Source organism: Sneathiella marina (genome assembly GCF_023746535.1).
GTDB classification, from domain to species: Bacteria; Pseudomonadota; Alphaproteobacteria; order Sneathiellales; family Sneathiellaceae; genus Sneathiella; species Sneathiella marina.
On sequence record NZ_CP098747.1, the window covers coordinates 788,564 to 808,880 of the forward strand.

At 52.7% G+C, this 20,317-nt stretch carries 22 protein-coding genes; 13 read left to right on the forward strand and 9 right to left on the reverse strand.

Going from position 1 to position 20,317, the window contains the following annotated elements; translation table 11 throughout:
* The first annotated feature begins 77 nt into the window (after nucleotides 1–77).
* The 3 genes from NBZ79_RS03800 (at nucleotide 78) to queF (ending at nucleotide 2,845) form a co-directional block, all read left to right on the forward strand.
* Nucleotides 78–1,172 carry a hypothetical protein gene (locus tag NBZ79_RS03800; protein WP_251935670.1) on the forward strand — a complete coding sequence of 365 codons (1,095 nt, stop codon included), beginning with the start codon at nucleotides 78–80 and terminating at the stop codon, nucleotides 1,170–1,172.
* Nucleotides 1,173–1,343: 171 nt separating this feature from the next.
* A complete protein-coding gene (locus NBZ79_RS03805) occupies nucleotides 1,344–2,378 on the forward strand; it encodes a histone deacetylase family protein (protein ID WP_251935672.1) in 1,035 nt (344 codons plus the stop codon).
* 2 nt (nucleotides 2,379–2,380) lie between these two features.
* A complete protein-coding gene (gene queF, locus NBZ79_RS03810; protein WP_338056132.1) occupies nucleotides 2,381–2,845 on the forward strand; it encodes a preQ(1) synthase in 465 nt (154 codons plus the stop codon).
* A 6-nt stretch (nucleotides 2,846–2,851) separates the two neighbouring features.
* Here queF and NBZ79_RS03815 read toward each other — a convergent pair whose 3' ends face one another.
* Both NBZ79_RS03815 and NBZ79_RS03820 read right to left on the reverse strand, forming a co-directional pair.
* Nucleotides 2,852–3,250: a cytidine deaminase gene (locus tag NBZ79_RS03815; RefSeq protein WP_251935675.1), complete on the reverse strand. Its 399-nt coding sequence runs from the start codon at nucleotides 3,248–3,250 to the stop codon at nucleotides 2,852–2,854.
* A 19-nt stretch (nucleotides 3,251–3,269) separates the two neighbouring features.
* Nucleotides 3,270–4,274, reverse strand: coding sequence for a proline racemase family protein (locus NBZ79_RS03820; protein WP_251935677.1), 1,005 nt, complete (start codon nucleotides 4,272–4,274; stop codon nucleotides 3,270–3,272).
* Between the two features lie 105 nt (nucleotides 4,275–4,379).
* Between NBZ79_RS03820 and meaB the strand changes: the two genes are divergently transcribed.
* From meaB to NBZ79_RS03835, 3 genes are all read left to right on the forward strand, one after another.
* Nucleotides 4,380–5,360: a methylmalonyl Co-A mutase-associated GTPase MeaB gene (meaB, locus tag NBZ79_RS03825; protein WP_251935679.1), complete on the forward strand. Its 981-nt coding sequence runs from the start codon at nucleotides 4,380–4,382 to the stop codon at nucleotides 5,358–5,360.
* 129 nt (nucleotides 5,361–5,489) lie between these two features.
* A complete protein-coding gene (rpmB, locus tag NBZ79_RS03830; RefSeq protein ID WP_251935681.1) occupies nucleotides 5,490–5,777 on the forward strand; it encodes a 50S ribosomal protein L28 in 288 nt (95 codons plus the stop codon).
* Nucleotides 5,778–5,926: 149 nt separating this feature from the next.
* On the forward strand, nucleotides 5,927–6,694 hold the full coding sequence (locus NBZ79_RS03835; RefSeq protein WP_251935683.1) for a dienelactone hydrolase family protein: 768 nt from the start codon (nucleotides 5,927–5,929) through the stop codon (nucleotides 6,692–6,694).
* A 4-nt stretch (nucleotides 6,695–6,698) separates the two neighbouring features.
* Here NBZ79_RS03835 and cobT read toward each other — a convergent pair whose 3' ends face one another.
* From cobT to NBZ79_RS03850, 3 genes are all read right to left on the reverse strand, one after another.
* On the reverse strand, nucleotides 6,699–8,504 hold the full coding sequence (gene cobT / locus NBZ79_RS03840; RefSeq protein WP_476749700.1) for a cobaltochelatase subunit CobT: 1,806 nt from the start codon (nucleotides 8,502–8,504) through the stop codon (nucleotides 6,699–6,701).
* Between the two features lie 68 nt (nucleotides 8,505–8,572).
* Nucleotides 8,573–9,577 carry a cobaltochelatase subunit CobS gene (gene cobS, locus NBZ79_RS03845; protein ID WP_251935687.1) on the reverse strand — a complete coding sequence of 335 codons (1,005 nt, stop codon included), beginning with the start codon at nucleotides 9,575–9,577 and terminating at the stop codon, nucleotides 8,573–8,575.
* 47 nt (nucleotides 9,578–9,624) lie between these two features.
* Complete coding sequence (locus NBZ79_RS03850; RefSeq protein WP_251935689.1) at nucleotides 9,625–10,215, reverse strand: J domain-containing protein; 591 nt, start codon at nucleotides 10,213–10,215, stop codon at nucleotides 9,625–9,627.
* 225 nt (nucleotides 10,216–10,440) lie between these two features.
* On the opposite strand from NBZ79_RS03850, the gene NBZ79_RS03855 reads away from it, so the two are divergent.
* Together NBZ79_RS03855 and NBZ79_RS03860 are read left to right on the forward strand one after the other, a co-directional pair.
* Entirely contained in the window at nucleotides 10,441–10,707 is a 267-nt protein-coding gene (locus NBZ79_RS03855; RefSeq protein WP_251935691.1) for a BolA family protein, read from the forward strand.
* A gap of 207 nt (nucleotides 10,708–10,914) precedes the next feature.
* Nucleotides 10,915–11,184: a ribbon-helix-helix domain-containing protein gene (locus NBZ79_RS03860; RefSeq protein WP_251935693.1), complete on the forward strand. Its 270-nt coding sequence runs from the start codon at nucleotides 10,915–10,917 to the stop codon at nucleotides 11,182–11,184.
* Between the two features lie 12 nt (nucleotides 11,185–11,196).
* Here NBZ79_RS03860 and NBZ79_RS03865 read toward each other — a convergent pair whose 3' ends face one another.
* From NBZ79_RS03865 to NBZ79_RS03880, 4 genes are read right to left on the reverse strand one after another with little or no spacing between them, the layout of a single operon-like run.
* Nucleotides 11,197–12,072, reverse strand: coding sequence for an AEC family transporter (locus tag NBZ79_RS03865; protein ID WP_251935695.1), 876 nt, complete (start codon nucleotides 12,070–12,072; stop codon nucleotides 11,197–11,199).
* Nucleotides 12,073–12,086: 14 nt separating this feature from the next.
* The gene (locus NBZ79_RS03870; RefSeq protein ID WP_251935697.1) at nucleotides 12,087–13,364 is read right to left on the reverse strand and encodes an HlyC/CorC family transporter; all 1,278 of its coding nucleotides are present in this window, start codon (nucleotides 13,362–13,364) and stop codon (nucleotides 12,087–12,089) included.
* Between the two features lie 36 nt (nucleotides 13,365–13,400).
* The gene (gene aroB / locus NBZ79_RS03875; RefSeq protein ID WP_251935699.1) at nucleotides 13,401–14,546 is read right to left on the reverse strand and encodes a 3-dehydroquinate synthase; all 1,146 of its coding nucleotides are present in this window, start codon (nucleotides 14,544–14,546) and stop codon (nucleotides 13,401–13,403) included.
* A 1-nt stretch (nucleotide 14,547) separates the two neighbouring features.
* A complete protein-coding gene (locus NBZ79_RS03880; protein WP_251935700.1) occupies nucleotides 14,548–15,153 on the reverse strand; it encodes a shikimate kinase in 606 nt (201 codons plus the stop codon).
* Nucleotides 15,154–15,346: 193 nt separating this feature from the next.
* Here NBZ79_RS03880 and NBZ79_RS03885 point away from each other — a divergent pair, with 193 nt between their 5' ends.
* From NBZ79_RS03885 to NBZ79_RS03905, 5 genes are all read left to right on the forward strand, one after another.
* Nucleotides 15,347–15,487: a hypothetical protein gene (locus NBZ79_RS03885; protein WP_251935702.1), complete on the forward strand. Its 141-nt coding sequence runs from the start codon at nucleotides 15,347–15,349 to the stop codon at nucleotides 15,485–15,487.
* Nucleotides 15,468–17,282 carry a hypothetical protein gene (locus NBZ79_RS03890; RefSeq protein ID WP_251935704.1) on the forward strand — a complete coding sequence of 605 codons (1,815 nt, stop codon included), beginning with the start codon at nucleotides 15,468–15,470 and terminating at the stop codon, nucleotides 17,280–17,282. The genes NBZ79_RS03885 and NBZ79_RS03890 overlap by 20 nt, the downstream gene beginning before the upstream one ends.
* A gap of 1 nt (nucleotide 17,283) precedes the next feature.
* Nucleotides 17,284–18,189, forward strand: coding sequence for a site-specific tyrosine recombinase XerD (gene xerD, locus NBZ79_RS03895; RefSeq protein WP_251935707.1), 906 nt, complete (start codon nucleotides 17,284–17,286; stop codon nucleotides 18,187–18,189).
* Nucleotides 18,190–18,276: 87 nt separating this feature from the next.
* Nucleotides 18,277–19,257: an HpcH/HpaI aldolase/citrate lyase family protein gene (locus NBZ79_RS03900; protein ID WP_251935709.1), complete on the forward strand. Its 981-nt coding sequence runs from the start codon at nucleotides 18,277–18,279 to the stop codon at nucleotides 19,255–19,257.
* A 103-nt stretch (nucleotides 19,258–19,360) separates the two neighbouring features.
* On the forward strand, nucleotides 19,361–20,317 hold the full coding sequence (locus NBZ79_RS03905) for an acetyl-CoA carboxylase carboxyltransferase subunit alpha (protein ID WP_251935710.1): 957 nt from the start codon (nucleotides 19,361–19,363) through the stop codon (nucleotides 20,315–20,317).

A 20,317-nucleotide genomic window follows, 5' to 3' on the forward strand; every position in this document is an offset into this window, starting at 1 on the left:
ATCCAAATATTGAAAATTATTTATTAATGTTTAAGTAAGTTTACTGCTTATTACAAAACAATAAATAGGAGATATTAATGTTTAGAATTGTTATTTTCTTTTCAGTTTTAATGTCTGTATTGAATGAAATTTATTTGACATATGCGAAAGAACTGGAGGCACCAAAGGCGGATAAAAAAGCCAATCTGGACGCTTTTTACCGCCAGATTTGCATGGATATCGATATGTCGGATTTTAACATCGCCAATCGTCCGGCAGACATGAAAGTTAAGTATGACCCTGGACTTCAGATCATAATCCCCGATTGTTGCGTGCCCTATGTGGAAGGAAAGATTCCTGAAGATTGCGGCCATGCAATTTCCTTGCTGGATGCCAAATATTCCAAAGATAAAACCAAAATCAGCGAGCTGCGTGTTCAGACATGGGCGGCTATAAATCAGTTAAGGAGCGATTCAAGTATAATGGAGCCGATCGACAAGCTTGAGATTTCCGATAAACGAAAGGAGATTTTCAAGGAGAAGATAAGATATCGAAACCAGATTTTCATTTACTTTATCTATTCTCAACTTAACAAACTGGGAAGCTGTGGCTCGATTGCGGCAAATGTGGTGCAGATATTCGCGCAAAAAGACATCACCAAGCAAAGAATGATCCTTGTCTCTGTCGTGGGGCCCAAGACACCGTTACCGGAAGATAATATATTCAATTATGATATCCGCAGTTCCCAGGAACATGCCTTCTTCGTCCTTGGCAGCAAAATTCCCGAAGGCACTTACGCGAATACCGATCTTGTTGATGGAAAGGTGCCCGAAAATATGCTGGATGGCTGGATTTGCGATCCCTGGCGTCTGGAACCCAGGTTTGGCACGGTTCGCGACCTGGTCAAGAATGATCCGGTTTACAGTTTATCGAGCTGGAAGTCCTACGAAGTTAATGAGGTGGATTTGCCGGTTTTGTCCCCGGATGAGGATGAGGATGATTTCTGGTTTGAAGAATGCGATTTCATGACGAGCCCGGAGCTGTTTACGGATCTGATCCTTAAAAATGAGAAATTATGGAAGAACATGATCATTTCCGGTTCAGGCAAGATCAGTAAAAGGAACATGCGCAAAAAAATTCGGAGTGTCTTGTTGCCGGCGGAGGATTCTGACGCAGTGCATTCGGAGCTTTAAGGTAAGGTTTCACGGTCTCGGCGCGTCAATCCAAAACATGAAAATTTTTAATGGGTTGAGTTAAATACATGAAAATATTTCATGTATCGCCGAGACCCGCGGAACTACTTGACCTGTTCCCCCGATGTGGCTGTATGATGCGGGCAGAATTCCTCCACAGAAGGGTGACATATGAAAATCATTTACAGTCCGGACCATGCCAAACACGACCCGCAAACCTATTTTAAAGGCGGCGCGTTTCATCAACCACAGGAAGTGCCGGGCCGGGCGGAGGCGCTGATCGCGGGGTTGCGCGATGCGGGGCATGAGATTTCCGGTCCCGATGAATTTGGCCCGGGCCCGCGGGCAGCGGTTCATACCCCCGGATATCTGCATTTTCTCGAAACCATCTCGGATCGCTGGCATGGGGAGGAAATGGGCAGTGAAGAAGTGCTGCCCAATATCCATCCGGGCCGTCACATGTCCGGGATGCCCACGGGGCTGGTTGGCGAGGTTGGTTATTATACGACGGATATGTCGGCACCTGTGGGACGTCAGACATGGGAAGCGGCGGTGGCGTCCAATAACGTGGCGCTGACGGCGACGGAATATGTACTGGCGGATCTGCCAGCGAAAAAAGCCGCCTATGCGCTCTGCCGTCCGCCCGGGCATCATGCGTACAAGGATCAGGCCGGTGGTTTCTGCTTTCTCAACAATATCGCCATCGCCGCCGAATATGCCCGCCGCAATGTATCTCGCGTCGCCATCCTGGATGTGGATGTGCATCATGGCAACGGGACGCAAGGCATTTTTTACGACCGGGCCGATGTGTTGACGATTTCCATGCATTGCGATCCCAGCGACTTCTACCCCTTCTTCGCCGGCTATGAGCAGGAACGCGGCCGCGGCGACGGGGACGGTTTCAACCTCAACCTGCCCCTGCCCAAAGGCAGCACGGACGAGCCTTTTCTCGCCAAGCTGGAGGACGCGCTCACTGCGCTGAAATCCTATGCGCCGGATGTCCTGTTTGTGGCGCTGGGCCTGGATGCCTTTGAAGGCGACCCGTTTGCCGGGCTTGGCATAACCACGGAAGGCTTTGGCGCCGTTGCCGCCAATATAGCCCATCTCGGGTTTCCCACGGTGCTGGTGCAGGAAGGCGGTTATAACCGGGACCATCTCGGTGCCAATATCACCAGTTTCATCGACGGATTTGAAGGACATAGATAACGATGGTTGAGACGGATGTCAGTGGCCTCAGTCAACTGGGGCAAGCGGTAGACCAGCCCCGGAGCCCGGAGGAGGCGGTGCTGGAGAAGGTGCCCAACGGCCAGAGCGACGTCAATTACCTGGTCCGCTTCGTCGCGCCGGAATTTACCTCGCTCTGCCCGATGACCGGGCAACCGGATTTCGCCCATCTGGTCATCGACTATGTGCCGGACCAGTTTCTGGTGGAATCAAAATCCCTGAAGATGTTCCTGACATCCTTTCGAAATCATGGTGCCTTTCATGAGGACTGCACGGTAAGTATTGGCAAACGCCTTGTTGAGTTGCTGTCGCCCTGCTGGTTGCGCATTGGCGGATACTGGTATCCGCGTGGCGGCATACCCATCGATGTCTTCTGGCAAACTGGTGCGCCGCTTAAAGATGTCTGGTTGCCCGATCAGGGGGTGCCGACTTATCGCGGGCGCGGCTGACCTTCCTTAAAAGGAAAAACTGTCGGGCAGGAGTTTATCCGCCGTGGTCTCGATATCGCCGTGCTCGCCGGGATAGGTGACGGTGGTGTCCGGTGTTGCAAACTCGATCATGAATTGGCGGCAGGCCCCGCACGGCGAACAGGCGCCGCTTTCCCCGTTCTGGTTATAATTGGTAACCACAACGGCCGCCAGTTTCATGGCCGGCCCCTCGGCGGCGACCGCCTGCATAATGGCGTTCCGTTCGGCGCAGATTGACAGACCGTAGGAGATATTCTCCACATTACAGCCGCTATAGATATTTCCGGCGGCCGTCTGGATCGCGGCGCCGACCTTGAAATTGGAGTAAGGGGAATAGGCATTCATCATGGTTGCTGTTGCCTGTTGTTTCAAATCCGAAGTCGTCATGTGACGTTTCCCTCTTCTTTCAGCGCAATAAAAAGCCGCCTGCCAGCGGATCGCCTTCCTCGGCGGTGAAGTCTGCGCTGCCAGAATAGTAAGCCTGCCCGCTAACCTCAACCGTTACGGCACCATGGGGGCCAACTTTTGTTGAGTGCATGATTTTACCGGTGAAAATGGCCCCGGTCACACTTTCAAACCGATATATTTCCCCGACTGTCGCGGTTTTGTGGGCTGCTGCGACGGCGAGCCGTGCTGTCACCCCGGACCCGGTCGGGCTGCGATCGACCTGGGCATCAGCAAACACGCAGATATTGGCACTGGCGACATCGTCCGCACCATCGCCGCCATCGGTCAGAATGGTGCCATACAGATAGCCAAGATCCGCTTCTTCCGGATGGGTGATTTTCAGTTGCTGCTTGACCGCCTCTGATATTTGCGTTGCGCCCTGCACCAGATCAGCAGTGGACGAGCGATGTACATCCAGCCCAATGGAGGCGGCATCCAGCAATGCATAAAACGCCCCGCCATAGCCGATATCAATCTCCACCGGGCCATAGTCCGCTGTCTCCACATAGGTGCCGAGTGCCAGTGCAAACGCCGGAACGCTCTCGAACCGGACAGCGCCCGTAACACCCTCCGTTGTTGTCACATAAGCCGTCACAAGGCCGCAAGGGCACTGAATATTGACCCTGGTTTCCGTCGTATCCTTGACCACAAGACCGTAATCCAGCGCATAACGGCCCAGGGCGATAATGGCATGCCCGCACATGGTGCTATAGCCTTCGTTATGCATAAAAATGACGGCGAGATCGGCGTCCGGATGATCGGCGGGAACCAGCAGGGCCCCATACATATCCTTGTGGCCCCGCGGCTCGAACATCAGGAATTGCCGGTACTGGTCGGCCTGGTCCCGTAAATAGGCCCGCTTTTCCAGCAGGGTCCGTCCCTGTGGCACCGGGATACCCTCGGTAATGATACGCAAGGGCTCCCCGCCCGTATGCATTTCAACAGTTGTGATACGACTAATCATACCCCTAGACTAGATTGATCGGGATAATAACGAAAGCCCCTTCAAGAGACTTGACGGCAGCGTTGTATTTTCCCATACCCAAGGGAGGATACCGCGATAGATGAAATGGGTCAGACAATTAAACAGATAGCCGAAAAACTTAAAACGGGGGACCGCCGTGCGCTGGCGCGGGCCATCACGTTGGTGGAATCCTCCCGCCGCGATCACCGGGAGCAGGCACGTGACCTGATTTCCCAGATACTGCCCGCCACAGGCCGCTCGGTCCGGATCGGTATTTCCGGAACGCCCGGGGTTGGTAAATCCACCTTTATCGAAATATTCGGCAAGTTCCTGACGGCGGCGGGGCATAAAGTGGCTGTGCTGACCATTGACCCGTCATCGAAGCGGACCGGCGGGTCCATCCTGGGCGACAAGACCCGTATGGAGGAACTGGTCCGCGATCCCAATGCCTTTATCCGGCCCTCCCCGTCCGGTGGGTCGCTGGGCGGGGTGGCGCGGCGCACCCGCGAAGCCATGCTGCTGTGCGAAGCCAGCGGCTTTGATGTCATCCTGATCGAAACCGTCGGGGTGGGTCAGTCGGAAACCACGGTCGCGGACATGGTCGATGTTTTCTTGCTGTTGCTGGCGCCCGCAGGCGGGGACGAGCTGCAGGGGATCAAGCGCGGTGTCATGGAACTTGCCGATCTTGTGGTGATCAACAAGGCCGATGGCGACTTGAAGGCGACGGCAAGACGCGCGGCGGCGGAATATAAAGGGGCGCTTGGGCTGATGCGGCCCAAAAGCCCGCATTGGCGACCGGAGGTTCTGATGATCTCGGCACTCAAGAAGCGGGGCATCGATGATTTATGGGAAACCATCGAGCGATATCGCACCGCCCGCGCCACCGACGGTGAGCTGGAAGCGCAGCGGCGGGATCAGGCGGCCTCCTGGATGTGGTCGGAACTGGATGATTCTCTGATGGCACGATTTAAGGAGCATGACGCCGTGGCCCGGCGGCTCCGTGACCTGGAGGGCGAGGTTAAATCGGGTAAAATCGATCCAACCGACGCCGCAGAGCAATTGCTGGCGCTGTTTTTGGCCAAATAGCGGCTTGCGCAGGGATATCGGTGTTTTTTGGATTTATAGGCTTGACGGGTGCGCCGACATTCCTTAAATACCGTGCCACGTCCGGCGTCATGCGCCGGCATTCTTATTTATTGGTTAAAGAGGTTCACGATGGCACGTCGTTGCGAATTAACAGGTAAAGGTGTTCAGGCTGGCAACAATGTAAGCCACGCCAAGAACAGAACCCGTCGCCGTTTTCTGCCAAATGTGCAAGAAGTCCGCCTGATGTCAGATGCCCTCGGCCGGTCCTTCAGCATGAAAGTTTCTGCCGCAGGGTTGCGCTCGGTCGAGCATAACGGTGGTCTGGATAACTTCCTTCTGAAATCACGGGACGTGAATTTGTCCCTGGCTGCCCGCCGCGTCAAGCGCGACATCAAAAAGGCATCCCTGGCTTCTTAAAAACAGAACGCAGACTTCGGTCTTGAAAATGTAGAAAACGGACAGGATGAAAATCTTGTCCGTTTTTTTTATGTTCCTGTTGCTTCGTGCCGTCATCTCCCTATTTGAAGAAAGAGGTAAATTCAAAGTAACAATCAGGGAGAGACCAAATGTTTGCACGTCGTGATATTGTCAAAGGGGCGGCCACGTTACCGCTGGCCGCTATCCTCGCCGATCCAATTCTGGCGCAAGCCGCTGCCGCCGGAATGCAGGACGTTACCTTGAAGCTGAAAAACGGCAAACCCATTAAAGCCTCTGTGGCCATGCCCGACGTAACGCCCGCCCCGTCTGTGTTGTTAATACATGAATGGTGGGGCCTCAATGACCAGATCAAGGCTGTGGCGGCAGAATTCGCCAAGGCAGGATATGTTGCCGTTGCCGTTGACCTGTATGACCAGAAAGTCGGAACGACACCGGACGAGGCTAAGAGCCTTATGGGATCGGTGAAGGGAGAAGAAGCAACGGAAACCCTGACGACATGGACTGACTGGGCCCGATCCAATGACAAGACCACAGACAAAATCGGGACCATTGGCTGGTGTTTTGGGGGTGGCTGGTCACTGAATGCCTCAATTGCGCGGCCGGTGGACGCGACGATCGTCTATTACGGAAATGTGGCCAAGAAAGCGGATCAGTTAAAAAACCTTAAAGGTCCGGTCATGGGGCATTTTGCCGAAAAGGATCAATGGATCAATAAAGCCATGGTCGATGGATTTGTCGCCCAAATGAAAGTGGCCGGCGAGCCGGACCCGGAGGTTTTCTGGTATGATGCGGAACATGCTTTTGCCAATCCTTCCGGGGGACGATATGACAAGGCGGATGCGCAGCTTGCCTGGAAACGAAGCATGGACTTCTTTGATAAAAACCTGAAAGGCTAGGCGCCTACCAGCGCTCCGCTTTACTGCGCTTGCTGGTCTTGTTCTCATCGAACAGGTCAGCAAGCTGTTCCATCATCACCCCGCCCAATTGCTCGGCATCGATAATGGTCACCGCCTGTTCATAATAGCGGGTCACATCATGGCCGATGCCGATGGCGATCAGCTCGACCGCGGATTTGGTTTCGATCCAGCGGATAACATCGCGTAAATGACGGTCCAGGTAGTTCCCCGGATTGACCGACAGCGTACTGTCATCAACCGGCGCCCCGTCGGAGATGACCATCAGGATCCGCCGCTGCTCCGGCCGGCCAAGAAGCCGGTTATGGGCCCAGAGCAGGCCTTCACCGTCGATATTCTCTTTCAGCAATCCTTCGCGCAGCATCAGGCCCAAGGACTGGCGCGCCCGGCGATAGGGATAATCGGCCGATTTATAGACAATATGGCGCAGGTCGTTGAGGCGGCCGGGATTTGCTTCCTTGCCCTGTTCCAGCCATTTCTCGCGGGATTGACCGCCTTTCCAGGCGCGGGTGGTGAAGCCAAGAATTTCCACCTTGACCGAACAGCGTTCCAGGGTGCGGGCCAGGACGTCGGCGCACATGGCGGCAACAGAGATCGGGCGGCCACGCATGGAGCCTGAATTATCGATCAGCAATGTCACCACGGTATCGCGGAAATCCGTATCCTGCTCGACCTTGAAAGAGAGCGGCAGCAACGGGTCGACAACCACGCGCGACAGGCGCGCCGCATCCAGAATGCCTTCTTCCAGGTCAAATTCCCAGGACCGGTTCTGCTGGGCCAGCAGTTTTCGCTGCAGGCGGTTGGCCAGTTTGCTGATCAGGCTATGCAGGTTTGTCAGCTGTTGATCCAGCTGTTGGCGCAGACGGGCCAGCTCTTCAGGCTCGCACAGATCAGAGGCCGAGATAACTTCATCAAAATCCGTGGTGAAGGATTTATACATTTCCGCATTTGGCGAGTTGCGGAAATCATCGGGATAAACGGGCTGGCGGTCCCGACCGGCTTCCTCGCCGGAGCTGGTGGTTTCCATATCGGCGCTTTCACCGGTCTCGCTGTCGGTTCCCTCGTCGCCGGCGCCTTCCTGGGAATCGGCATCTTCCGCTGCGCTGGCTTCCTGGGCCTCGTCATCGCCTTCGGCGCCGCTGCTTTCGGCATCGGGCTCCTGTTCGCCGTCGTCCCCGTCGCCGGTTTCTTCATCATCGGAATAATTGCCCTCGGCATCATCCATCAGATCAAGGTCCTTCAGCAGCTTGCGGGCGGCTGTTGCAAATTCCTTCTGGCTGCCCAATGCGTCCAGCAGATCGGCGAAATCGTCTCCGCTTTTCTCCTCGATTTCCGCGCGCCAGAGATCGACCATGCCCTTGGCGCTTTGCGGTACCGGGATATTGGCCAGTTTTTCCCGGGCGAGCAGGCCCAGCACTTCGGCGATCGGCGCTTCTTCCTTGTCGTAGATCCGCTCGAACCCGCTTTCGCGGCAATGGCTGTCCAGGCGGTTATACAGATTGTCGGAGACGCCTTTCATCTTGTTGGCGCCGATGGCCTCGACCCGCGCCTGCTCAATGGCTTCGAAAACCGCTTTTGCCTCGCCGCCCTGGGGCGCCAGCCGGTTATGCAAGGCGTCATCATGATAACGCTTGCGCAAAGATAGACTGTCGGCAATGCCGCGGACCAGCCGCACATCCTCAACCGGCAGATCCTTCATGGGGTTGGGCAGGCGGGCCTTGTTGGCGGCGATGCCGGGCGCATCATTGCCATAGATGACTTCCAGCTCCGCCTCGCGCGACATGGCGCGCATGGTCGCGGTCACCGCCCGTTTGAACGGCTCGGCGGCAGCTTCCTTATTTTTACCCAAGGCCACTGGCGTTAGGACGCGACGATATTAGCCGCGGATTCCGGTAGTTCCTGTCCGAAACTGCGCTGGAAATACTCGGCGACAATAGGGCGTTCCATCTCATCACATTTATTCAGGAAGGTCACCCGGAAGGCGAAGCCGATATCCCCGAAAATCTCGGCATTTTCCGCCCAGGTAATCACCGTCCGTGGGCTCATGACCGTTGAAATATCCCCGGCAATAAAGCCGGAGCGGCTCAGCTCGGCGCAGGCGATCATTGCCCGGACTGTCTGCCGGCCCTCTTCCGTGTCATAGTCCGGCAGCTTGGAGAGGACGATCTCGTTTTCTGTCGCTTCGGGCAGGTAGTTCAGGGTGGTGACAATATTCCAGCGGTCCATCTGGCCCTGATTGAGCTGCTGGGTGCCGTGGTACAGCCCTGTCGTATCACCAAGCCCGACCGTGTTCGTGGTCGAGAACATGCGAAAGGCCGGATGGGGCCGGATCACCCGGTTCTGATCAAGCAACGTCAATTTGCCCTCAACTTCAAGAACCCGCTGGATCACGAACATCACGTCCGGCCGACCCGCATCATATTCATCAAAGACAATGGCGGTCGGTGACTGCAGTGCCCAGGGCAGAATGCCTTCGCGGAACTCGGTAATCTGTTTGCCTTCGCGCAGGACGATGGCGTCCTTGCCGACCAGGTCGATCCGCGAAATATGGCTGTCCAGATTGACCCGGACACAGGGCCAGTTCAGCCGCGCGGCGACCTGCTCGATATGAGTGGACTTACCGGTTCCATGATATCCCTGAACCATCACCCGACGGTTGAAGGCAAAGCCGGCCAGGATTGCCATGGTCGTATCGTGATCGAAAACATAGGAAGGATCCAGATCCGGCACACGCTCGGTTGCGATGCTGTAAGCGGGAACTTCAAGGTCACTATCGATTTTGAATACTTCGCGAACAGATACTTTCGTATCAGGAAGATTTATTTTAATATCTTGTGCCTGACCGGCGAGCTCTAGGGACGTCATGACTAACTATTCCGTGTAACAATTTGTGGTTATTTTCCTGCGGTTTACTAGGAGTTAGCGCAAGATCGCAGATGTGTATAGGCCTGATTGATATTTTTTAGTATTTCTTCGGCTTTTTTGTCACCACCGCGGACATCCGGATGGTATTTCTTGGCCAATTCCTTGTGCCGCCGTTTGATCTCGCTGAGACTGCTGCCCGGCCTTAAATTGAGGACCGCAAGGGCATCTCGTTCTTCTTTATCTATTTTTGGCGATGCCGTCTGCCTGTATTGCTGGGACGTGTCCTCATGGGCTCCCATGTCCTCGCGAAAATCGAAGGGGTCATCATACTGGTAATCGCCCCGCGGCTTTGCGGTTCGCGAGCCCATTTTCCAGGTTGGACGGTGACCGGTAATATCTTCATCCTTGTAGCGCAGAACTTCTTCATCCGACATGCCGTCAAAGAAGTTCCAGGATTTATTAAACTCGCGCACATGGCCTAAGCAAAACCATTGATAATCCTCAGGATTCCGTCGATCTTCAGAGCGGGATTTTGGCGCGCGAAATTCACCGCTTTCAAAGCAATCGGGATGATTGCATTGTCGGAACATGCCTTCGGGAGGTGTATCACCCAAGTCGATTTTTTTTCGTTTCGCCATGTCGACTATTATGGGTGGTCGGCATATGGCATGCAAGGACAAGCCCCGAAAAGACGTTAAATTTTGGCCTGGCATGTTTAATAAGCAACAGATTTCCTTTCATTGTGTCGGGAGGACACGGCTTGCCGTTCTCCTTGCCCATTTCTTCGCATGGCACGCCTTGATCCGCCGTTCGGAAAAATATACTTATGATGCTATCGGGGAATCTTAGTGGAAGAATGTAAAATGAGTGTTGCACAGACAATAGAAGTAAAATTGCGCGAAGCCTTCACACCGTCGAGCTTGACGGTTATTGACGAATCACATTTGCATGCAGGCCATGCCGGTGCCCGGCCACAAGGCGAGAGTCATTTCAAGGTGATGATCATCTCGGACAAATTTGAAGGATTGTCCCGAGTGGCGCGACAACGTGCCGTTTATCAGGTTTTGGCCGATGAGTTGGCGACCGATATTCATGCGCTGTCTCTCGATGTCAAATCTCTGACAGACTAGATCAGAATACCCTTTTCAAGGGAATACTAGAAACCCGTATAAATGGTACGACTACTGCGGGTACGTTAATCATACTCCTTTATAAATGCCGATTTTTACTGATTTTTAATTCATGAGTTGAATACGGTCCTGATATATCTATATGCATCTATTAGGTGTAAAAAATAATTTTACACTACCATATGGTGTTTATCAAGGAGATCACAAATGCAGACACAACCTTCTCAAACTCTCGTCAACCGGAATATTTCGATTACGGACCCTGTTTCCGGCCGATGCCACCGGACCAGCATTCGTTTGGAGAGAATCGAATGGACAGCCCTGCAACGGATTTGTGAAAAGAAAGAAATCTCGATAAATGATTTCTGCTGCCATGTTGATCAGGACGAAAAACGGCGCGAGCATTCAAGGACGTCGCGTATTAGATCGGCAATCTTACATCACTATCTCGACGAGGCGATGCCTTTGGATTCCTAGTGAGGGGCAGGATTAGAGGATAAAAAGCAGAAGTGCCGGCAGCGTGACAAAAGAGAGAAGGGTGGAGATCAATACCATCCCCGCCACATGAGAATGGGCCCGTTTGTAGCGAAGTGAAAACAGGTAATTGAAAACGGCGACCGGCATACTGCATTCCAATATAATAACCCCGCGCTCTACGCCTTCCAGGTTGAACAGGAGAGCGAGGCCGTACCCAACAGCAAAACCCATACCGAGGCGGAGCAGGGACAGTCCGGTGGCCAGCTTTATATGACTTATGGATAAACTGGCGAGGCTCACGCCTAGCGCCAACAGCATAAGAGGAATTGTGAGGCTTCCGAGCAGGCCTGTCGTATTGTTGATCCATTGGGGAATTTCAACGCCCAGTGATTTTGTAATCAAGGCGAGAGCCACAGCGTAAATCAGCGGCGTTTTCGCCAGTTGCAGAATTGAATTCGTACCCGAGGACAGCCAGACGCCAAAGGTAAACTGGGTCATGGAGAAGACAGTAAACACGGCGATCGCCAATGCCAAACCCGGTTCTCCGAAGGCAAAATAACAAAGCGGGATACCCATATTTCCCGCATTGGGGAACATCAGGCCGGGAAGATAGTCCCGGATATTCAGCTTCAGGAGGAACAGAATGGCAAACCCGATGACGCAGAAAGAAACGGCAGCAATTGCTGCGATCATGGCAAAGCCAAAAAAGGCCGAGAGCTGCATATCCAGATTGTCGAGGGTCGTGAATATCAGTAACGGTGCGCCGATATTTGTCACCAGTCCGGTAACCGTTTCGGTACTGAAAGCCCGCCCAGACTTCGCCCAGTAAAATCCCAGCCCCGCCGTAATGATCACCGGCGCAATGATATTCAGAAGGATGTCAAACATTGGGCCGGGTCCAATCAGCTTGACAGTGCGGTCACACGCAGCTCGGTAATTTGATTATGCTCTTTGTGAAGGATTTCGAACTTATAACCGTGGAAGATGAAAATCTGACCGACCTCCGGAATGATCTGGGCCTCATGGATCACCAAACCGGCAATGGTTGCCGCTTCATCATCGGGCAAAGACCAATTGAGCTGTCGGTTCAAGTCCCGAATTGTCACATCTCCCTTGGTCACGATATTACCTTCTTGCAGCATTTCCACATCACTGACGGCCAGGTCATGCTCATCGGCAATATCGCCGACGATTTCCTCCAGAATATCCTCCAGCGTTACAAGGCCCATCAGCGCGCCATATTCATCGACAACAAGGGCGAAGTGACTTTTGCGTTCCAAAAAGGCGTTTAACTGGCTTCGCAATGTTGTCGTTTCGGGAACGAACCAGGGCTCTGTGCTGATATCTTCGATTTTCAAATCGTCATAACCGCCATTGAGGGGGATGATCGCCCGGAGTAAATCCTTGGCATGAACGACACCAATGATATTTTCAGAGTTTTCCCGCCATAGCGGTAGCCGGGTGTAGGGACTTGCCAACACCTGATCGATAATTTCCTGCGTTGACTTGGAACAATCAACCATTTCAACATTTTTGCGGTGAATCATGATTTCCGACAAATCAACTTCATCCATGTCCAAAATGGAATCGAGCATATATTTCTCATGCAGAATAACGCCGGCTTCCTCGGAATGAAGCTCAATAGCCCCCCGAAGCTCGTCTTGTGCTGCATCGGTCAGGGTTTCGCCATCGTCTTCAGAGTCTTTGACGCCAAACATGCGTAACGTCAGATCAACGACAACGTTAATACCCATTACGACAGGAGACAAAAGAAAGACGGCGGGGCGCAATATTGGTGCCACAAATATGGCCGTTGGAATGGATCGGCGCAACGCGTAGGTTTTCGGCAATACTTCTGCAAAGATTAAAACGAGAGCTGTCATGATAAGCGTTGCATAGGCAACGCCGATATCCCCAAAAAGCGTAATAAAGAAACTGGTTGCCAGTGCTGATGCCAGGATATTGACCAGGTTGTTTCCGAGTAAAATTGCGCTGATCAATTTCGTATGTTGATCCCGCAGCCGATTTACCAGATGTGCCCGTTTGTCACCGGCTTGTTCCATTTGATGGAGGCGGGCGCGGGAAGCGCCTGTAAGCGCTGTTTCCGACCCTGAAAAAAAAGCTGACAACAGCAATAACAGGAATATTGCCAGCAGCAATAAAATAAGATCAAAGCCCATATTAGTAGTTTCTTTCCCTCCTTTGAGGTCAATTGATTAGTTGGCGGAATTCAATTCGTTGGTCAAGACATCCAGAATATTCGGAACTGCCACATCTTGTGTCGTAAATGCGTCACCAATAGCCCGCAACAGGATAAATGTAAGCTGTCCGCCGCTGACCTTTTTATCCTGACGCATATGATCCAGCAATCGATTACCCTGCCACGACAAACCGGCAATTTCAGGTACTTTTTGTGGCAGGCCGACGGCTTGGAAATGGGCATGGATGCGTTTGCCGTCCTGGCCGGAAAGCAGCCCCATTTTAATGGAAAGCTCTGCGGCCATAATCATGCCGATGGCCACTGCCTCGCCGTGATTTAAGTTTTTTCCGTACCCCGTTTCGGCTTCCAGGGCATGACCGAAGGTATGCCCCAGGTTGAGAAGTGCCCGCACGCCGCCTTCACGTTCATCCTGTGCAACTATATTTGCTTTCGCCAGAACACTTTTTTCAACGGCCCTGATCCGCGCTGCGATGTCACCTTCAATAACAGCCGGGCCATTGACTTCAAGCCAGCTGAAAAATTCGAAATCCCCAAGCAGGCCGTATTTGACAACTTCAGCATAGCCGGCAAGCAGCTCGCGTTTTGGTAAACTGGAGAGCAGACCGACATCTGCCAATACCAGTTTCGGCTGATAGAAGGCGCCAATGAGGTTTTTACCCTGCAGCGCATTAACGCCTGTTTTACCGCCGACAGAACTATCGACCTGAGAGAGCAATGTTGTCGGTATCTGGATAAAATCAACACCCCGCCGTAAGGTGGCGGCGGCAAAACCGGTCACGTCACCAATAACGCCCCCACCGAGGGCAATCAGGGCTTCATCGCGCTGGATCTTGGCGTCCAGCAGCTGATCCATCACTTTTTCATATGTCGCAAGACTTTTGCTGTTCTCCCCGGCGGGGAGAATAATAGAGATATGGTCAATGCCGGCCTCATTCAGGGATTTCTCCAGCTTTTCCAGATGCAGGGGAGCGACATTTTCATCGGTGAGGATTGCCGCCCGCGGACTGCGCAGGATCGGCTTCATAAATGTGCCGGCTTGTGACAGTAAATCATTCCCGATCATGACCTCATAGGAACGGTCACCGAGGCTGACGGGAACCCGGGAAATAGCGGTGGCATGCGTAGAAACAGGAATAGTCATTTTATTGATCGCTTGCCGTCCGATTGTGTTTCGGCAGAGACGCGAGAGCCGATACTATTTTCCCCACCACAATTTCATGGGGTCCTTCGCCGCTGTCTGCCGTAAGATCGGCCAGGCCATAAATGGGATATCTTTCATCCATCAGGTCTTTGAGAATTTTTCTCGGATTGCCTTTTTTCAAGAGCGGGCGATTATTTCGTTTCATGCAGCGCTTGTACAGAACGTCCAGTTCGGCGCGCAACCATACGGAAATCCCTTTTTCCGCAATAAGGGTGCGGGTATCTTCGTCCATATAGGCCCCTCCGCCTGTGGCCAGTACCTGGCGCGGGCCAGTCAGAAGGCGTGCTATGACTTGCCGTTCGCCTTTTCGAAACGCTTCTTCACCATGTCGTTCAAAAAACTCGGCCACGGACAGGTTAGACGCTTTTTCTATTTCAGTATCAGCATCCTTAAAAGGTAATCCCAGTTCGGTGGCCAGACGACGGCCAACAGAGCTTTTGCCCGCGCCCATCAATCCGACAAGAACGATAGACCTGTGATCCAGGTCTTCCGCCGGGTCTAGGCCGGTAGTTTTTGACATGACCTTGTCGTCACGTTGCTTACTCATTTAATCACTTTTCTCAATACAGTTGGCGCTTGATATTGATTACTTTTGCAAGGTTGTTGATGTGTCAGAACTAACCGTGCTAATCAATAAAGCCAAATTTAAGTCATAATCGCAGTTTAACAGCTAGAATAGCAACTGTTTTGCGGGTGCAGTGTCAAGTTTTGGCATTCAACTTTGGATAAAGTGGTCGGAAATGTCTAAATTCTCTCTCTTTTTGCTTTTTTTAGTGGCTGCGGCCGTCATCGGCGGTGGCGTGTTTCTTTCTGCATGGGATATCCCGGCACCAACGGCGAAGGTCGAAAAGGTTATTCCCAATGACCAATTCCCCAAGTAAGCGCTTTTTTTCCGCTTTTGCGGCGTCCTTTTTAGGCTTGGTTATCGGCGTGGGTGTCACAATGGCCCAGGAAAAACCGCGCAGCCTGGTTCCGGACCTGAATAGTTCAAAACAAGCCACGGGCAAAGGATTAACTGCTCCGGAAAAGCCGGCTTCGACGACATTCGGAAGTCCCGCCACAGGGAACAAAGCGGAAAATGCGGCACCTCAATCGGCCTTAATCGTGAAATCGCTGGGCGGCCTCGACGTTGCCTCGGTTGGTACATTGGATACCAGCACGGGAGGGCTTGGCCCCGGTATGTGGACAGGCACGGCGCCCGATCGTGTTGTGACCTTACTCACCTATTTGCCGGTTTCCGCCGTGTCGCCAGCCATGCAGGATTTGTACCGCAGGTTACTGCTGACGGCAGCGGTGATCCCGCGAGGTGTGGAGAATCCCACAGAATTAATGGCACTGCGTCTGTCAAAACTTCAAGAGGCCGGGCGGATCACGGATGCATCCCTGCTCGCCAGCAAAATTTCACCGACCGTGCTGACAGACGAACTTGTGACTGCCGTCGTAAACCTGCAATTCTTGCAAGGAGAAAATGAGCAGGCTTGCCGTCAGGTTAAGATTGAAAAACCAAGAACTGCAGACAGGTTCTGGATCAAGGCAGGTATCTTCTGCGATTTACTAGATGAAAAAATTGAACAGGCGGAACTGGGAGCGGCCTTGCTTGAAGAACAAGGGGAAACCGATACCTTGTTCCTTGATCTGTTTGATCGTCTCGCCGGCGGTGACGCGGTGATGAGCGAGGCCGACTTGCTATTTTCCCCCTTGCATTATGCGATGATAAGACATGCGGGCATGACGGTGTCCTTTGAAGACGCCGAGAATTCCGGCTACGACATCGTCTGGGCGTTGGCAACGCAGGAAAATGCGCAAAAGGACCAGCGGCTTCGGGCCTCCTATCAGTCACTTGCAGTGGGCAGTTTGGGCCCGGAATTATCCCGCCAACTGATTCTGGATAAGGCACTTGACCTGCCAGCTGAAGATGAGGGGGATGATGCTGTTGCAAAAATAGCGGAGTTGTATCGACTAATCGCCAATGAAAAAGACAAAGAGGCGCTGGCGGAGCCGCTCTCATCACTTTGGGCGACGGGCTTCCAGGACGGCAGCTATCTCGCCGCGACACAATTGAGTGCCCCCTTGCTGGCGGAAATACCGGCCGCCAGCCAGAGCGACAAATTCGAAATTGACGCGGTCCGCCTGCTCCTTGCCGGCGGCGACGCCGCCTCAGCCGGAATTTGGGAGCGGGTTGCCCGCCGGGCTGCGTTGCGCGGGACTCCTGAGGAACGGCTTTCTGCCCGAAAGAGAATTGATCGGGTAGACGCCTATATGCTGATATCCGGTGCCCCCGGAATAGCCCGCTGGAACCCGGCAACATTTGACGCAACATCTTTCGTGCAAGGTGAGGATCTTGCACGGGGAGAGAATGTTGGATTATTGCTGGCGATACTGGGCGTTTTTGATCAGGAAATTCCGGAGAATTTATGGTCGGAAGCCTTGGATCTGGGTCAGGTAACACAACCCAGATATTCAAATCTTGTTATCGAGAAAAACCTGGATCGGGCCGCGGAGGCAGGCCGCGTGGGCGAAACCATCGCGCTTTCCTTGACGGCTCTTGGAAAGAACGGTCCGTCGTCGGTTTCATTGACAACTCTATCACGCGTCCTCACGTCCCTTAAGAAAGTCGGATTGGAAAAAGAAGCGCGGGCATTGGCACTGGAAGCGGCGATCTTGAGAGACCTGTAAGATGTCTTTACATCTGATAGAAGGATTTCTGGAGATGTTGATGACCGAACGGGGTGCAGCCGCCAATACCATCGACAGCTATCGACGAGATATGGAAGAGTTCAACAGGTTCGTAACAAAAAAAGGATCGGACCTAACGTCTTGCAGCCCGTCGGATATCCAGGATTACCTTAAATCCCTGGATGCCGCGGGCCTTATGAACAGTACCCAGGCACGGCGCCTGAGTGCCATAAAGCAGTTCTTTTCGTATATGCTTGGGGATGATTTCCGTAAAGACGATCCTTCACTAAATATAGATAGCCCGAGATCGCAGCGGCGTTTGCCAAAATACCTGTCAGAGGAGGAGGTAAACCGCCTGCTTGCGGTGACAGAGGGAGCCGAACCTGAAAAATTACGCATGGCATCTCTTCTTCAACTTCTGTACGCGACTGGATTGCGGGCGACAGAGCTGGTGACCCTGCCTTACCCCGCGCTGCGCGATCAGGATCGATTTCTGATCATTCGAGGGAAAGGGAACAAGGAAAGGCTTGTCCCCGTAAATCAGTCGGCAAAAGCAGCTTTGCAAAACTATCTGGAGATTCGGCAAAGTTTTTTGCCAGAGGAAGAAACTCATTCCAAATGGCTTTACCCGTCAAGAGGCGAAAGCGGGCATCTTACGCGGCAAAGATTTGGGCAGCTGCTAAAGGCGCTCGCGTTTGACGCTAATATTGACCCGAAAAAAGTATCCCCGCATGTGCTGCGGCATGCATTCGCCAGTCATTTGCTGGCAAATGGTGCCGATTTACGGAGTTTGCAAAAGATGCTGGGGCATTCCGATATCTCGACGACGCAGATTTACACCCATGTGCTACAAAAGCGTTTGAGGGAGGTTGTCACGACCCATCATCCTCTCGCAGATGCAAAATAAATGCGGTCAAACCTTGACTCTAAGACGCACCTGCAGCAATTTCCTCAACAGAAAAATCAATGACTTAATTAAAGAAGGTCCTGCCTCATGAGCTTTACAGTCCCAGAACCCTGCACTTCCCGCCTTAATCGTTGTGAATTGGCTGTCCCTGGATCTAGCCCTCATATGTTTGAAAAAGCAGCGAAATCAGATGCAGATGCCATTTTCCTGGATCTTGAGGATGCCGTGGCTCCTAACGACAAGGCGCAGGCCCGCAAAAATATTATTGAGGCCCTGCATGATGTGGATTGGGGCGACAAGATTATGTCCGTGCGCATCAATGGCCTCGATACCCATTATATGTACCGCGATGTGGTCGATGTATTGGAGCAAGGCGGCGAGCGCCTTGATCTGATTATGATCCCGAAAGTTGGAACGGCTTCTGATATTTACGCGCTTGATATGATGGCAACTCAAATTGAGACTGCGATGGGCCGGAAAAAGAAAATCGGGTTCGAGCTGATAATCGAAACCGCACTTGGTATGCAGAATATTCACGAAATCTCCGCCGCCAGTAAGCGGAACGAAAGCCTGCATTTTGGAGTTGCGGATTATGCGGCGTCGACTAAAGCCCGGACAACATCCATCGGCGGCCCCAACCCGTTATATGGCGTATTGACTGACCCGGCGGAAGATGGTTCACGGGATTTCCATTGGGGAGATATGTGGCATTATGCCATAGCCCGCATGGTTGTCGCAGCACGCGCAAATGGATTGCGCGCAATTGACGGTCCATTTGGCGATTTTTCTGACCCGGACGGATATGTTGCCCATGGAAACCGGGCGGCCATTCTGGGCTGTGAAGGTAAATGGGCCATCCACCCCAAACAGATCCCGCTGGCCAACGACATATTTACACCAGCCGAGGAAGAAGTCGCAAAAGCACGACGTATTCTGGAAGCCATGGAAAAAGCTGTGGCAGACGGAGCCGGCGCGGTTGCTCTGGACGGGCGCCTTATTGATATTGCGTCCATAAAGCAGGCCGAAGCACTGGTGGTTCAGGCTGAAATAATCGCAAATCGCGGTTAATTGGAAAACAAAATATTATTTATTGACCGAACGGTTCATTGACGTAACCGTTCGGTCGACTTATTAATCGGCTTCTGAGAAAAATGTGGAGCACTGAATTTCTATGGACAATTTTCTTGATTTTGAAAAACCGATTGCTGATCTGGAAGGCAAGATTCGTGAGCTTGAAGGATTGGAAAGCGGCAGTGATATTGAGATCAATGAAGATATTGCCAAGCTGCGCCAAAAGGCAACACAGCAGCTCAAACAGACATATGCGAAACTGACACCCTGGCAGAAAACCCAGGTCGCCCGTCATGTGGATCGTCCGAAGCTGAACGAGATTACGGCAGAATTGCTTGAGGATTTTACACCCCTTGCCGGTGATCGTGCATTCGCGGATGATCATGCGATTATTGGCGGTATGGGAAGATTTCGGGGCAAAACCGTCATGGTAATCGGAACCGAAAAAGGGAAAGATACGGAAACCCGTTTACATCATAATTTCGGGATGGCGCGACCGGAAGGATACCGTAAGGCACAACGCCTTATGAAGCTTGCGGATCAGTTTCATATCCCGATTTTGACTTTCATTGATACATCCGGTGCGTATCCAGGTGTCGGCGCTGAAGAGCGCGGCCAGGCGGAAGCCATTGCCCGGTCAATTGAAACCTGTCTCGATGTCCGTGTTCCATTTATTGCCTCTATAGTCGGTGAGGGAGGATCCGGAGGCGCGGTAGCGCTGGCAAGTGCCAATAAGGTTTTGATGTTTTCAAACGCCGTTTATTCGGTGATATCTCCGGAAGGCTGTGCAGCCATTCTCTGGAAAACGAGGGATAAAGCGCAAGAGGCCGCAACCGCCATGAAATTGACGGCGCAGGATCTGTTGTCATTGAAGGTTATTGACAGGATCGTTGAAGAGCCAGTTGGCGGAGCGCAACGGGATGTACCGGCGGCGATTAATGCCCTCGGGGATGCGATCGAAGAAGAATTACAAGAGCTTGATAAAAAAGAACCCGGGGAGCTCCGTGAAGAGCGCCGCCGGAAGTTCCTGGCTATTGGCCGGCTGGAGACAAGTTAA